This is a genomic window from Clostridium sp. D53t1_180928_C8 (genome assembly GCF_015667795.1).
Lineage (GTDB): Bacteria > Bacillota > Clostridia > Clostridiales > Clostridiaceae > Clostridium.
Window position 1 is genome coordinate 19,680 of record NZ_JADPEL010000036.1, and the last position, 14,573, is coordinate 34,252.

At 28.7% G+C, this 14,573-nt stretch carries 13 protein-coding genes, 1 tRNA gene, 1 riboswitch and 1 other annotated feature; of the genes, 8 read left to right on the plus strand and 6 right to left on the minus strand.

Translation table 11 applies throughout. From position 1 onward, the window contains the following. Positions 1–29: 29 nt before the first annotated feature. The 7 genes from malQ to I4V51_RS15815 all read left to right on the plus strand — a co-directional run bounded on the left by malQ (position 30) and on the right by I4V51_RS15815 (position 8,532). Entirely contained in the window at positions 30–1,529 is a 1,500-nt protein-coding gene (gene malQ / locus I4V51_RS15785) for a 4-alpha-glucanotransferase (protein ID WP_195989398.1), read from the plus strand. A 143-nt stretch (positions 1,530–1,672) separates the two neighbouring features. Then, entirely contained in the window at positions 1,673–2,437 is a 765-nt protein-coding gene (locus I4V51_RS15790) for a potassium channel family protein (RefSeq protein WP_195989399.1), read from the plus strand. A 62-nt stretch (positions 2,438–2,499) separates the two neighbouring features. Then, positions 2,500–2,587, plus strand: a tRNA-Leu gene (locus I4V51_RS15795). Positions 2,588–2,723: 136 nt separating this feature from the next. After that, on the plus strand, positions 2,724–3,683 hold the full coding sequence (locus I4V51_RS15800) for a D-2-hydroxyacid dehydrogenase (RefSeq protein ID WP_195989400.1): 960 nt from the start codon (positions 2,724–2,726) through the stop codon (positions 3,681–3,683). Positions 3,684–3,742: 59 nt separating this feature from the next. Next, positions 3,743–3,936: a binding site (T-box leader), on the plus strand. Between the two features lie 89 nt (positions 3,937–4,025). After that, complete coding sequence (gene leuA / locus I4V51_RS15805; protein WP_195989401.1) at positions 4,026–5,693, plus strand: 2-isopropylmalate synthase; 1,668 nt, start codon at positions 4,026–4,028, stop codon at positions 5,691–5,693. A gap of 139 nt (positions 5,694–5,832) precedes the next feature. Then, positions 5,833–5,930, plus strand: a riboswitch (glycine riboswitch). 252 nt (positions 5,931–6,182) lie between these two features. Further along, positions 6,183–7,589, plus strand: a complete 1,407-nt coding sequence (locus I4V51_RS15810) for a sodium:alanine symporter family protein (protein WP_195989402.1) — start codon at positions 6,183–6,185, stop codon at positions 7,587–7,589. A gap of 211 nt (positions 7,590–7,800) precedes the next feature. Further along, positions 7,801–8,532: a glucosaminidase domain-containing protein gene (locus I4V51_RS15815; RefSeq protein WP_243281530.1), complete on the plus strand. Its 732-nt coding sequence runs from the start codon at positions 7,801–7,803 to the stop codon at positions 8,530–8,532. Between the two features lie 436 nt (positions 8,533–8,968). Here I4V51_RS15815 and I4V51_RS15820 read toward each other — a convergent pair whose 3' ends face one another. Further along, positions 8,969–9,241, minus strand: coding sequence for an acylphosphatase (locus I4V51_RS15820; RefSeq protein ID WP_195989404.1), 273 nt, complete (start codon positions 9,239–9,241; stop codon positions 8,969–8,971). A 102-nt stretch (positions 9,242–9,343) separates the two neighbouring features. Here I4V51_RS15820 and ndk point away from each other — a divergent pair, with 102 nt between their 5' ends. Next, complete coding sequence (gene ndk, locus I4V51_RS15825; protein WP_195989405.1) at positions 9,344–9,760, plus strand: nucleoside-diphosphate kinase; 417 nt, start codon at positions 9,344–9,346, stop codon at positions 9,758–9,760. An 80-nt stretch (positions 9,761–9,840) separates the two neighbouring features. Here ndk and I4V51_RS15830 read toward each other — a convergent pair whose 3' ends face one another. The 5 genes from I4V51_RS15830 to I4V51_RS15850 all read right to left on the minus strand — a co-directional run bounded on the left by I4V51_RS15830 (position 9,841) and on the right by I4V51_RS15850 (position 14,232). Then, positions 9,841–10,902, minus strand: coding sequence for an ABC transporter substrate-binding protein (locus I4V51_RS15830; RefSeq protein ID WP_195989406.1), 1,062 nt, complete (start codon positions 10,900–10,902; stop codon positions 9,841–9,843). Between the two features lies 1 nt (position 10,903). Further along, entirely contained in the window at positions 10,904–11,716 is an 813-nt protein-coding gene (locus tag I4V51_RS15835) for an ABC transporter permease (protein WP_195989407.1), read from the minus strand. 14 nt (positions 11,717–11,730) lie between these two features. Next, complete coding sequence (locus I4V51_RS15840; protein ID WP_195989408.1) at positions 11,731–12,558, minus strand: ABC transporter permease; 828 nt, start codon at positions 12,556–12,558, stop codon at positions 11,731–11,733. Further along, a complete protein-coding gene (gene potA / locus I4V51_RS15845; RefSeq protein ID WP_195989409.1) occupies positions 12,542–13,600 on the minus strand; it encodes a spermidine/putrescine ABC transporter ATP-binding protein in 1,059 nt (352 codons plus the stop codon). The genes I4V51_RS15840 and potA overlap by 17 nt, the downstream gene beginning before the upstream one ends. 92 nt (positions 13,601–13,692) lie before the next feature. After that, positions 13,693–14,232 (minus strand): XRE family transcriptional regulator, encoded by a 540-nt coding sequence (locus I4V51_RS15850; protein WP_195989410.1) that lies wholly within the window; start codon positions 14,230–14,232, stop codon positions 13,693–13,695. Between the last annotated feature and the right edge of the window lie 341 nt (positions 14,233–14,573).

Genomic DNA, 14,573 nt, shown 5'->3' on the forward strand with positions numbered 1-14,573 from the left:
ATCTATTGTTATAGAAGGAGCAGAGGTATATGGAAAGAAGTGCAGGAGTTATAATGCATATTGCTTCATTACCAGGGAAGTTTGGTATTGGAACTTTTGGAAAAGAAGCATATGAATATGTGGAGTTTTTATTTAAATCAGGGTTAAAGTATTGGCAAATACTACCGTTGGGACAAACAGGATATGGAGATTCACCATATCAATCTTTTTCAGCATTTGCAGGTAATCCTTATTTTATTGATTTTGACATATTGAATAAAGAAGGACTTTTAAATGAAGAAGAATATATGAATGAAAATTATGGAGATAATGTTGAATATATAGATTATGGTCTTTTATTTAAAGTTAAATATGAGGTATTAAGAAGAGCTTATAATAACTTTAAGAATATTGATAATATTTATTTAAATCAGGAATTTAATAAATTTATTAATGAAAATAAATCATGGTTAGATGATTATTCATTGTATATGGCTGTTAAAGGAAAATTTGACCTTGCAAGTTGGCAAGAGTGGGATGAAGATATAAAGAAGAGACAACCAGAAGCTATGGAAAGATATAGAAAAGAGCTATCTGATGAAATAGAGCTTTGTTCATTTATTCAATTTATTTTCTTTAAGCAATGGAATGAGTTAAAATCATATGCAAATGAAAAGGGAATAGAAATTATAGGTGATATGCCAATTTATGTTGCAGAAGATAGCGCTGATGTTTGGAGTAATCCAGAGGCGTATTTAATATACAATGAGACATTAAAACCTATAGCAGTTGCAGGATGTCCTCCAGATGCATTTTCTGAAACAGGACAATTGTGGGGAAATCCTTTATATGATTGGAACTACATGGAGAAAACGGGCTATAAATGGTGGATTAAAAGAGTAAAAGAAAGTTTAAAACTTTATGATGTTGTAAGAATAGATCACTTTAGAGGCTTTGAAAGCTATTGGGAAATACCTTATGGTGAAGATACAGCTATAAATGGTAAATGGGTAAAAGGGCCAGGTATTAAATTATTCAATGCTATTAGGGAAGAACTAGGAGAAATTAAAGTTATAGCTGAAGATTTAGGTTTTTTAACTGATGAAGTTATTGAATTCTTAAAAGAAAGTAAGTTCCCAGGAATGAAAGTATTACAATTTGCATTTGATGCAAGAGAAGAAAGCAATTATTTACCTCATACGTATACAAATAATTGTATAGCGTATACTGGAACACATGATAATGATACTTTTAGAGGATGGTTTGAATTAACTGGAAGTAAGTCTGATGTTGAGTATTGTAAGCAATATTTAGCTTTATCTGAAGAGGAAGGATACAACTGGGGATTCATAAGAGGTGCTTGGAGTAGTGTAGCTGATGTATCAATTGCTTTAATGCAAGATTTCTTAAACTTAGGTAATGAAACGAGAGTTAATTTCCCTTCTACTTTAGGTAACAATTGGAAGTGGAGAGCTAAGGATGGAATTTACACAACTGAATTATCAGATAAAATATATGAATATACTAAAATGTATGGAAGATGTAAATAAAATAAAAGGCTATTGCTAAACAAGCAATAGCCTTTTTTGGACAAGTTTTATAGTTAATTAATATACAAGTTGATTTCATATATATATAATATCTTACATAAATATAAATATATTAAATAATATTTATAAAGGATATAAGTTTCATGAGTAAAAAAAGTATATATGATTTTTTTATAGGATTATTAGCACTTATGCTTTCTTTGATGTTAGTAATTGAAATATTTATTAATATACCAAATGAAGTTAGATGGAGTTTCTATTATATAGATAATATAGTAAGATTAATTTTTATAGGAGATTATTTTACTAGATTAGCAATAAGTAAAGGTAAAAGAAGTTTTATAAGAAGAAATATAGTTGATTTGCTTTCAATTTTCCCTATAAAGGTTTATATAAAGGTATTGGGATTTACAATTTTACCTAATATGATTAATCCATCATATTGTATAAAAATAATTAAGTTTATAATGCTTATAATATGTGCCATAAAATTTAAAATTAGAGTTAAAGATGAGATACGTAAAAGTAGACTGAATTTTTTATTAGTAATATCAACAATATTTATTGTTATAGGTGCTGTCTTAATTTCCTTAGTAGAGGGAATGTCTATAGGAGATGCGCTATGGTGGAGCTTTGTTACATTTACAACTGTTGGATATGGAGATGTTTTACTAAAAACTCAACTAGGAAGGACAATTGCCGTATTATTAATGATAATAGGTATAGGAGTTATTGGAGTTATAACTACAAGTTTAACATTATATATTGTTGGTGGTAGAAAAGGGGTGAAAAAAACATATAAAGATATTGTAATAGATGATGTAAAGAGTATGCTAGATAATTATGATGACTTAACAATAGAAGATATTGATAATATAGCTAAAATTTTAAAATCATTAAAGGATTAGATGGAAAATAATGATTGAATTTATATTTCTAGTAATTTAAAATTATAATGAGAGTCATTTATGCAGATATGCTGGAATAGGCAGACAGGATAGATTGAGGGTCTATTGAGGGAATTACTCGTGTGGGTTCAAGTCCCACTATCTGCACCAACTTAGTATAGTACAGGCTATTTCAAAGAAAAATACAGAGTTCAATAGTTAACTTATAAAATATTAAGCTCTTTATGTATTTACTTTTATGAAGTAGTCTTTTTGTTATTTATTTAAATAAAGAGAGGAATTTATAATGAAAAAGATAGTTGTTTTAGATGGAAAAACTTTAGGCGAGGTTAATTTAGAAGGATTAAATGAAATAGGTGAAGTTAAATACTATGATACTACAAATACTAACGAAGTGAAGGAGCGAGTACGAGAAGCCAATATAATATTAACTAACAAAGTAGTTTTAAACAGAGAAAATTTAAGTGAAGCAGAAAATTTAGAATTTATAGCAGAGGTAGCTACTGGATTTAATAATATAGATATAGAATACGTTAAAGAAAAGGGGATAGGAGTAGCTAATGTTGCTGGATATTCTACTAGTGCAGTTGTGCAGCATACATTTGCAGCAGCATTAGCTTTATTAGATGAAGTTGTTTATTATGATAAATATGTTAAGAGTGGCGAATATTCAAAATCAAAATTATTTACATGTTTAGATAAGCCTTATTATGAGATAGAGGGAAAAACATGGGGTATAATAGGTCTTGGTAATATTGGTAAAAGAGTAGCTAAAATAGCAGAAGCTTTTGGGGCAAATGTAATATATTATTCAACAACAGGAAGAAATTTAAGCTGTGAATTTAATAGAGTATCATTTGATGAATTATTAGCTGATAGTGATATTATTTCAATACATGCACCATTAAATGAAAATACTACAGGGTTAATTAATTATGATGCAATATGCAAAATGAAAAATTCAACTATAGTAGTTAATATGGGGAGAGGACCTATTGTTGTTGAAGAAGATTTAGCTAGAGCAATTGATGAAGAGAAACTTAGAGGAGCTGCTTTAGATGTATTTGAGGTAGAGCCAATAAAAGAAAACAATCCACTTTTATTAATGAAAAATAAGGATAGGGTGATATTATCACCACATATAGCTTGGGCAAGTGTAGAAGCTAGAGAAAGGTTGTTTAAGGAAGTTATAGAAAATATAAAGGCTTTTTATAATGGAGAAATTAGAAATAGGATAGAAAAATAAAAAATATTACTATATTGACAAAAATATACTGTTATAGTAATATTATAAAAAACATTATAATATAGGCAAGGATTGAGAGTAGTAAAAAATAATTGTTTTTCAGAGAGTAGACGGTTGCTGTAAGTCTATAAATCAATATTTTTGAACTTGCTCATGAGCTATAAAGATGAAATTATAGTAGTCTTTATCGGATAATACCGTTATTTTAATTAAGTATAATTTTTGGATGGTACCGCGCAAACACGCTCCAATATAAGGTGTGTTTGCGTGTTTTTTTTACTTAATTTTAAATAATGTATTTCAAATTTATTATATTTTAAATTTAAAAGGGGGCTTTTATAGGTGTTAAATTATAGTAAGTATAGGAGATTTGAAACAATAAATTTTAGAGAAAGAACTTGGCCAAACAATATTATTGAAAAAGCACCAATATGGTGTAGTGTTGATTTAAGAGATGGAAATCAAGCTCTTATAAATCCAATGAATATAGATGAAAAAATAGAGTTCTTTAATTTGTTAGTTAAATTGGGGTTTAAAGAAATAGAGGTAGGTTTTCCATCAGCGTCTAAGATAGAATATGATTTTTTAAGAAAATTGGTTGATGAAAATTATATTCCTGATGATGTAGTGGTTCAAGTGTTAACACAGGCGAGACCACACTTAATAGAAAAAACTTTTGAAGCGTTAAAAGGAGTTAAACAAGCTGTAGTTCATATATATAATTCTACATCAGTACTACAAAGAGATGTTGTTTTTAATATGAGTAGAGATGAAATCAAGAAAATTGCTATAGAGGGAACAGGGCTTGTTAAAAAGTATGCATCTGATTTTGAAGGAAAAATATTTTTAGAATATTCTCCTGAAAGTTTTACGGGAACAGAAGTAGATTATGCACTTGAAGTATGTGATGCAGTAGCAGATGTTTGGGAAGCATCACAAGATAATAAAATAATAATAAATCTTCCATCTACAGTTCAAATGGATACGCCAAATGTATTTGCTGATCAAATAGAATATATGTGTAAAAATTTTAAGGATAGAAGTAGAATAATAGTGAGTGTACATCCTCACAATGATAGAGGTACTGGTGTAGCAGATGCTGAGTTAGCACTTTTAGCAGGAGCAGATAGAGTAGAAGGTACTTTGTTTGGAAATGGAGAAAGAACTGGAAATGTTGATGTGCTTACTGTTGCATACAATATGTTTTCACATGGAGTAAATCCAATGTTAAATCTTGAAAATATAAATGAGATAATAGAAATATATGAAAGATGTGTTAAGATACCTGTTCATGTAAGACATCCTTATGCAGGTAATTTAGTATTTACTGCATTCTCAGGTTCGCATCAAGATGCTATAAATAAAGGTATGAAGAAGTATGAGGAAAGAGGAGCAAAATTATGGGAAGTACCATATTTACCTGTTGATCCAAATGACTTAGGAAGAGAATATGAACCTTTAGTAAGAATAAATAGCCAATCTGGAAAAGGTGGTGTAGCATTTGTAATGGATCATTGCTTTGGATATAAGTTACCAAAAGTAATGCAGCAAGAATTTGCCGAAGTAGTACAAAAAATATCAGAAGCAAAAGGTGAAGTTCAACCAAATGAAATTTTAGAGGCATTTAAGAATGAGTACTTAGAATTGCAGGAACCATTTAAATTAATAAATATATCTATATCTGATGTGGATCATGGAGAAAATGAAACTACTAAGGTTAAGGCTAGAATTAAATATAATGATGTAGAAATGGATATAGAGGGAGTTGGAAATGGTCCTATAGATTCTTTAGGAAAGGCTTTATATAATAGTAATCTAATAAATATATCTATTATGGATTATAAAGAACACGCATTAAGTAAGGGATCAGAAGCAGAGGCAGCAGCTTATGTTTACATGAAAAGAAATGATATAGAAAAGAAAACATTTGGTGTTGGAGTTGATAGTAATATTACACGTGCATCAATAAAATCTATAATAAGTGCAATAAATAGATTATATAAAATGTAAAAAAATGAAAAAATATATTGATTTTATTTAAATTAATGTATATAATGACTTTATAATTTAATATGTTCGGATGAAGGTAATGGGAGAGCGATTTAAATCCACCGAAGAAGTAAATCTTTCAGGTATTAGGACCGTTACTGGACGAGCCTCTGGAGAGACTCATATTAGAGCACCGAAGGAGCAAGGTTTAATTAATATTAAACTGAAACTCTCAGGTAAAAGGACAGGGGATAAAAGTAGTTTAGAGTAAAATTTAATAGTGAATAATTAGATAATATTGCAAAGTAAAATGAAAGTTAAGGATGAAATTATTTAGTAATTTCTTTAAGTATATATTTTAGAAACTTCTGATTCACTTTCTTCCTTAATTGGCTGAAGGCCATTAACTATAAATTGTTTTGTAATTTATCAAGTGTATTCACATTATTTTAAAATTTACAATTACTTTTAATCTCCTCCTATAAATTAATTTTTAAGGGGGATTTTTTTATGCAAATTTTTGAGGTGATTGAAAAAATATTAAGAGGAATTAATGATATTGTATGGGGACCACCATTATTAATATTATTAGTTGGAACAGGTTTATACTTTACATTTAAGTTGAAATTATTACAAATATTTAAGCTTCCATTAGCATTAAAATATTTATTTTCAAAAGATGATGAAGAGTGTGATGATGAAGCAAAGGGTGATGTATCAAGTTTTGCAGCACTATGTACAGCTTTATCAGCAACAATAGGTACAGGTAATATAGTAGGTGTTGCTACTGCTATAGCAGCAGGAGGGCCAGGAGCTCTTTTATGGATGTGGGTAGCAGCATTTTTTGGGATGGCAACTAAGTATGCAGAAGGTGTTTTAGCAATTAAGTATAGAGAAGTAGATGAAAATGGACAAATGTCTGGTGGACCTATGTACTATATAGAAAAAGGTGTAGGAAATAAGTTTTTAGCTAAAATGTTTGCTGTTTTTGGTGTTGGAGTAGCACTTTTAGGAATAGGAACATTTGGGCAAGTAAATTCTATAGCATCAGCAGCTAATATTACATTCAATATTCCATCTTGGGTTAGTGCATTAATTATAACTATATTAGTAGCATTAGTTACATTAGGTGGTATAAAGAGAATATCTAAAGTTGCTGAAAAAATAGTTCCATCAATGGCGATTATATATATATTAGGAGCATTAATGGTATTAATGTTTAATTTTAAGGCAATACCAGAAGCTATAATGCTAATAATTCATAGTGCAGTAAATCCTAGGGCGGCATTAGGTGGTGCAGCTGGTATAACTGTAGCGATAGCAATTCAAAGAGGGGTTGGAAGAGGAGTATTTTCTAATGAAGCAGGTTTAGGAAGTGCACCTATAGCAGCGGCAGCAGCTAAAACTAAATCTCCAGTAAAGCAAGGATTAATTTCAATGACTGGAACATTTATAGATACAATAATAATTTGTACAATGACAGGTTTAGCTATAGTTTTAACTGGAAGCTTTGATAGTGGGTTAGAAGGAGCAGCAATGACTACTGCAGCATTTCAACAAGGATTACCTTTTGCTATAGTAGGAAAGTATATAGTAAATATAGGATTAATATTCTTTGCATTTACTACTATTATAGGATGGAATTATTATGGAGAAAGATGTATTGAGTATTTAACAGGAGTTAAGGGAATAAGGGCGTATAAAATTATATTTATAATATTTGTAGGGGTAGGACCTTTCTTATCGTTAGATTTAGTATTTATAATAGCAGATATAGTAAATGGATTAATGGCATTACCAAACTTAGTTGGATTAATAGCATTAAGACATGTGGTAATAAATGAAACTAATGAGTTTTTTGAAAAGTTAAAAAGAGAAAATGATATAGTAAAAGAAAAAAAATTACAGATTAATTAAGAAAATAAAGAACCTATGTATATTTTTAAAATATACATAGGTTCTTTATTTTCTTTAAAAACTTAAGTATTAAAGGTGTAATAAGTTCATATTATTAAATGTGATAAAAAATGAAAGAATGAAAAATAATTACTTAAAATGCATAAAGAATTTTAAGATAAAAATACTAACTGTATATATAGAGTATTTTAAATTTATAGGAGAGTTGAAAATGAGAAAAAACATTAAGTATGATGGCTTGAGAACTTATGCACAAAAAAGTAAAAAAATAAAGCTAGGAAAAGTATGTTTAGCTAGTATATTTACAATTGTTATATTATATATAATGATTTTTAATTTGAAGGAGAACGGTTCTAATGAAATAAACAGTTTACAGGAATTAGCTGTTATGGAGAATAAAGAGCAGGAAAATGTTACGGAAGGAGAAAATTTAGAGACTAGCAATCAACAAGTATATTCTAATACATATATAGATAATGAAAAAATGGGCTTTGTACAAAAAATTTCAGAAGGAGCTAAAAATAATTATAATAAATATGGAATATTACCATCAATAACTATGGCGCAAGCCATATTGGAATCTGGCTGGGGTAATTCTGAATTAGCAGTTACTCATAATAATTTATTTGGAATTAAAGCAGACTCAAGATGGAATGGAGCAATTGCAACTATAACAACCAGTGAAAATTATAATGATTCTACAGTAGCTAATTTTAGAAAGTACGATAATATTAATGAATCTATTGAAGATCATGGAAAGTTTTTATATGAAAACTCAAGGTATGCAGAGTATGGATTATTTAATGCAAAAAACTATAAAAGTCAAGCTCAAGCATTAGAAGATGCAGGATATAGTACGGTTAAAAATGAGGGGGGAGAGCCAATATATGCTGATAAATTAATATCACTTATTGAAAAATATAACCTAATGCAATATGACTAAACTGCAAACTACAGTGAGAACGAAAAATGAAATATTACTTTTCCGGTAAGCGGTGAAATTTTCCTCTTGAATTTATATAATTGATTCCGTAAAATTTGCTAAAGCTTCAAACAGTAAAAACTTCTTGACGCAAATTTTACTATATCAATTATTAAATTCTACAGCTTAATTTCAATGATTCCATCCAAATTAATATTTCATTTTTTCTCTTCGCTGTTTTTCTTAGTTCCCCGACTTATAGTTAACGACTCCTGCTATAAATTTGTAGCAGGAGTCGTTAACTTTAGGAAAATTCGGCTTAAATTGCAGACTTAAGCTTTAAAGCCAGTGATAGAGAAAAATTAATAATATCACCGGAAGAAATTATATTACTTAATGGAGGTTATATAATTAATTTTCGGCATCGCGGCATCTAAGCTTTAGTTCGCAGTTTTATTTAATAGCGTTCTGTAAAGGTACGTTCTTGCGGTATTACCTCTATTTTCTTTTGATATAGTTCGTCAACTCTTATGAAGCGATTTCCTTTTTTTAGGGTTTTGATGAATTTTTCAATTTCTTTTTCTTCACCTTGAACTTCCATTTCCACCATGCCATTATCCATATTTCTAACCCAGCCAGTTAAATCAGTTGTGCGAGCATTCATTGTACAAAAGAATCTGAAACCTACGCTTTGTACACGGCCTTCAAGAATTATGTAATATCTAACCATAAAAACCTCCTTATAATTATATATATCTAGAATTATAACATATATAAAAATGATATATATATCATATAATGCTATGAGTAAAATAAAATTTAGGGGTGGGGCATGGAAAAAACATTAGTGTTAATTAAGCCAGATGCTGTAGAGCAAAATATAATAGGGGATATACTAAGTTTTTATGAGAAAAATGGATTAAAGATTGTTGCTTTGAAAATGGAATTAGTAGAAAGAAAAATAGCAGAAGAACATTATTCAGAGCATTATGGAAAGAGTTTTTACAGTTCATTAATTCAATTTATTACACGAAGTCCAGTATGTGCATTAATATTAGAAGGAAAAGAGTGTATTAGTAAGGTTAGAGAGATAAATGGAGCTACAAATCCCAAAGAACAAAAGGCAGGAACAATAAGGAAAAAATATGCTAAGGGAATAACAGAAAATTGCGTACATGCATCAGATTCAATTGAAAGTTCAAAGAGAGAAATAAAAATATGGTTTCCTAATTTTAAGTTTAAAATGTAAAGCTTTATATTTGTATTTAAATATAAAAAATAAAAAAAGAGGAGTCAAGTTTGAATCCTCTTTTTAGTTTTTATATTTTATTATTGAGAAAGAACTTCTGTAAAAGCAGCTTCATATAATTTTAATACTTCAGGATCTAAATCTACAAATAAGGTACATTTAGATAATGTTTTATCTGAAGGATATGCTGCTGGGTTATTTTTAGTTTCTTCATCAAGTAAATCATAAGCAGCAGTGTTAGGAGTAGAGTATCCTATATAATCTACATTTTCTTTAGCATTTTCAGGATCGCATAAGAAGTTAATGAATGCTTCAGCTTGAGCTTTATTTTTCGCACCAGTTGGGATGCATAAAGCATCTACCCATTTATTAGATCCTTCTTTAGGTATAACGTATTTCATATCAGGATTTTCGTTCATTATATAAATTGCATCACCAGACCAAACAGTTGCAAGCATTTTTTCACCAGCAATCATATTGTCTTTAACTTCATCCACAACATAAACAGGATTAGTTAAACTTCTTTGTTCAATTAAAACATCTCTAGCATTATCTATTTGAGTAGGATCAGTAGAGTTTATAGAATATCCATCCTTAAGTAATCCAATAGCCATAGCATCTCTAAGTGAGTTAAACATATATACTTCATCTTTGTATTTAGAATCCCAAAGAATATCCCAACTATCTACAGGATCAGTTATTCTTGTACTATCATATATTATACCTACAGTTCCCCACATATAAGGTACAGAATATTCGTTAGTAGGATCATAAGATAAATTTTTATAATCATCGCCTATATAGTGATAATTAGCAATATTATTAAAATCTATTTTTTCTAATAAATTTTCACTTATCATTTTTTCAATCATATAATCAGATGGAACTACTAAATCATAAGTACCTGGATTAGTTTTAACTTTTTGGTACATTATTTCATTAGTATCATAAGTTGAATAATTTACCTTAATACCAGTTTCCTTTTCAAATTTTCTAATAAGAGCTTCATCAATATAATCACCAACATTGAAGAAGTTTAATGTTCCATTTTCTCCTGCGCTATTATTTCCACATCCGGCAAAAAGAGAAGTTGTTAATAATGTAGTTGCAATTAAAGCAGCTAATTTTTTAAATTTTTTCAATTTATTCACCCCTTGAAGTAAATTCTTTTCTATTTACAATTAATAATAAAATTAATACTGTTAAAAACATTAAAGTAGATAATGCATTTATTGAAGGATTTATACCTTTTCTTGCCATAGAGTAAATTTCTATAGATAAATTAGTAACTCCAGGGCCTGTAGTAAAGAAGCTAATTACAAAATCATCAATAGACATTGTAAAAGCCATTAAAAGTCCGGCAACAATACCAGGCTGAATTTGAGGTAAGATTATTTTTCTCATTGCATACCCAGGTGTTGCACCTAAATCTAAGGCTGCTTCAGTTATATTATTAGGAAGTTGCTTTAGCTTAGGAAGTACAGATAATATAACGTATGGAATATTAAAAGTAATATGAGCTAAAAGCATAGTTGTAAATCCAAACTGAGCATTTATTCCAATTCTATTTAGAAAAGGAAAGATAAAAATAAATAAACTCATTATAGATATACCAGTAACTATATCTGGATTTAATACCGGTAAATTATTAATGTTTAATAAAGTCTTTTTTGGTACACCTCTCATTTTATGAATTCCTATGGCAGCCAAGGTACCTATTATTGTAGCTATAATAGAAGATAATATAGCTATTATTAGTGTATACTTTAAGGCTTCCATTATTCTAGCATTTTGAAAAAGGTTGGTATACCATCTTAGAGTAAAGCCACTCCATTTTCCCATAGATTTTGAATCATTAAAGGAGAATACCATTAAAGTAACTATTGGTGTATATAAAAATACAAAAATTAATAATAGGTAAAATCTTTTAATGAAAGACTCAAGTTTTTTTACCATAATAAATATCCTCCTTATTTATCATCAGTACCTTCAAATTTATTCATGAAGGCCATTGAAATTAAAATTATAATCATCATAAATATAGCAATAGCAGAACCAAAGTTCCAATCGCCCATTGTTGTATATTGAGTTTCTATTAAATTACCAAGTAACATATATTGCCCACCGCCCAGGATTCTAGAAATAACAAAGGTAGATACAGCAGGCATAAATACCATTGTAATTCCAGAGATTACTCCAGGCATACTTAAAGGTAAAACTATTTTTATGAAGATTTTTTTTCTATCTGCACCTAAATCAGATGCTGCATTTATTAAATCTTTATCCATTTTTGTAAGTACAGTATAAATAGGTAATATCATAAATGGTAAAAAGTTATATATCATACCTAAAAGTACTGCAAAATCATTATAAAGTATATCTATACGATTAAGTCCTATATTAACTAAGAAAGTATTAATAAGACCATTTTTACCTAAAATAGGTAACCAAGCATAAGTTCTAAGTAGGAAGTTCATCCACATAGGAACAATAAATAGCATTATTAATATATTTCTTTTTCCTTCTCTCATTTTAGAGATTAAATAAGCAACAGGATATCCAAGGATAAGGCATCCTAAGGTTGCTTCAGCAGCTAAAAGTAAACTTCTACTAAAAACTTTTAAGTAATTAGGATCAAGTAATCTTTGAAAGTTTTCTAATGAAAATTTATAATTATCACCTGATTTTATAGTAAAGGCAAAGAAAACTACTATTAAAAGTGGAATAACAATAAAAAGTGAGCTCCAAGCAATGTAGGGAGATGCTGGAAGAAAACCTTGATTATTTTTCTTTTTCATAATTACTTACCTTTCTCATGATATGTATTGCTTCAGGATCAATAATTAATCCAACAGTACTTCCTACCTTAGCACTTTTTATATTATGTATTATCCACTTAGTATTGTCTTGTTCAACTTCAATTTCATAATGAACACCTTTAAAAGTAACAGAATTAACCTTACCAACTAACATTCCATTTTCAACAGAAGTAATTGCGATATCTTCAGGTCTTACAACAACATCTATTTTTTCATTTGGTTTAAAACCTTTATCTACACAGTTGAAAGTTGCGTTAGAGAATTTTACTTTAAAGTCTTCTAGCATAATTCCATCTAATATGTTACTTTCTCCAATGAAATCTGCAACAAATGCATTAGCAGGTTCATTATATATATCTTCAGGGCTACCCATTTGTTGAATTACACCCTTGTTCATTACGACAATAGTATCAGACATTGTTAGAGCCTCTTCTTGATCATGAGTTACAAATATAAATGTGATTCCAAGTCTCTTTTGAATTTTTTTTAGCTCTAATTGCATTTCTTTTCTAAGTTTTAAATCTAATGCACCTAAAGGTTCATCAAGTAAAAGAACTTGGGGTTCATTTACTAGAGCTCTTGCAATAGCAACTCTTTGTTGTTGACCGCCACTTAATGAATCAACAGATCTTTTTTCAAATCCTTCAAGAGCAACCATTTTTAACATTTCACGAACTTTTTTATCAATTTCTTCTTTAGAAAGTTTTTTAATTTTTAATCCAAAAGCAATATTTTCATATATATTCATATGAGGGAATAATGCATACTTTTGGAATACTGTATTTAATTGTCTTTTGTAAGGCGGTAGGTTAGATATATCATTTCCATCAAAGACAACCTTACCATTATCTGCAGTTTCAAAGCCTGCTATAATTTTAAGCGTAGTTGTTTTACCACATCCACTAGGACCAAGTAAAGTTAAAAATTCATTTTTACGTATATTTAATGAAAGGTTATCTAAAACAGTATTATCACCATAGAACTTAGAAACACCTTGTATTTCGATAATATTTTGACTCAAAAAAAACACCTCTTTCTTTAATATTAACGTATTCCATTACTAGACAATGGAGTAAGTTCAATTAACTAAATCAAAGATTTAGTTAATTGAACTTAAAATGATGGTGGAGTGGAAATCCAAATAACTTTAGCAGGTGTCTTTCCACTATTACTTATGTAATGATTTGATCTAGGCTTAAAATAGAAGCTCTCATTTTTTTTAACTTTATATGATTTGTCTCCAAGATGTAGAGTTATGGTTCCTGATAATACGTAACCAAATTCTTCACCTTCATGAGGTTCTTCTTCTGTATATTTTCCACCTGGATCTAATGTTATCATTATTGGTTCCATTTCATTTTTTTGTGCATTTGGAACTAACCACATCAATTTATATTTTAAATCATTATTTTCAGTTTCAAACATATCTTCATATGTATAAGTGATTTTTTCATCTTTATCATCACTAAAGAACTCTTTAAGGTTTGTCCCTAATATTTCCAATACATCTATTAAGGTGGCAATAGATGGTGAAGTTATATCATTTTCAAGTTGAGATATAAAACCTTTAGATAATTCGCATCTATTAGCAAGCTCTTCCTGTGTTAATCCTTTTTCAATTCTCATTCGTTTTATTTTATCCCCAATTTGCACAATTTCACCTTGCCTTTCGAATAATTTAATAATAACTATTACTAAACTATTGGTTTAAAATTACTAAACAAACAATGTTATTATATAGACTTGTGAATGAAAAATCAATATTTTTGAAAAAAATATTTTAATAAAAATTCTTTTGGTAACCTTATAAATAAAGGGATTGAAGAAAATTTAATATTACTATGTTTAACATTTATACATTGAAAGTTTAGTATAAGTAAGAATAGAGAAAAGTTATAAAAAATAAAAATACTTATTTATAGGCATAATAACAAAGTATAAATATAATTTTTCTTTTATAAGGAAAATAAAAAAATATATATAAATTTATAATT

What these genes read in the sequence shown, in the direction of transcription:
- I4V51_RS15820 (WP_195989404.1), bottom strand. Translation starts at nt 9,241, where the DNA reads ATGGTTAGATATTACATAATTCTTGAAGGCCGTGTACAAAGCGTAGGT.
- I4V51_RS15800 (WP_195989400.1), top strand. Translation starts at nt 2,724, where the DNA reads ATGAAAAAGATAGTTGTTTTAGATGGAAAAACTTTAGGCGAGGTTAAT.
- I4V51_RS15835 (WP_195989407.1), bottom strand. Translation starts at nt 11,716, where the DNA reads ATGGTAAAAAAACTTGAGTCTTTCATTAAAAGATTTTACCTATTATTA.
- malQ (WP_195989398.1), top strand. Translation starts at nt 30, where the DNA reads ATGGAAAGAAGTGCAGGAGTTATAATGCATATTGCTTCATTACCAGGG.
- I4V51_RS15815 (WP_243281530.1), top strand. Translation starts at nt 7,801, where the DNA reads ATGAGAAAAAACATTAAGTATGATGGCTTGAGAACTTATGCACAAAAA.
- I4V51_RS15810 (WP_195989402.1), top strand. Translation starts at nt 6,183, where the DNA reads ATGCAAATTTTTGAGGTGATTGAAAAAATATTAAGAGGAATTAATGAT.
- I4V51_RS15840 (WP_195989408.1), bottom strand. Translation starts at nt 12,558, where the DNA reads ATGAAAAAGAAAAATAATCAAGGTTTTCTTCCAGCATCTCCCTACATT.
- ndk (WP_195989405.1), top strand. Translation starts at nt 9,344, where the DNA reads ATGGAAAAAACATTAGTGTTAATTAAGCCAGATGCTGTAGAGCAAAAT.
- I4V51_RS15790 (WP_195989399.1), top strand. Translation starts at nt 1,673, where the DNA reads ATGAGTAAAAAAAGTATATATGATTTTTTTATAGGATTATTAGCACTT.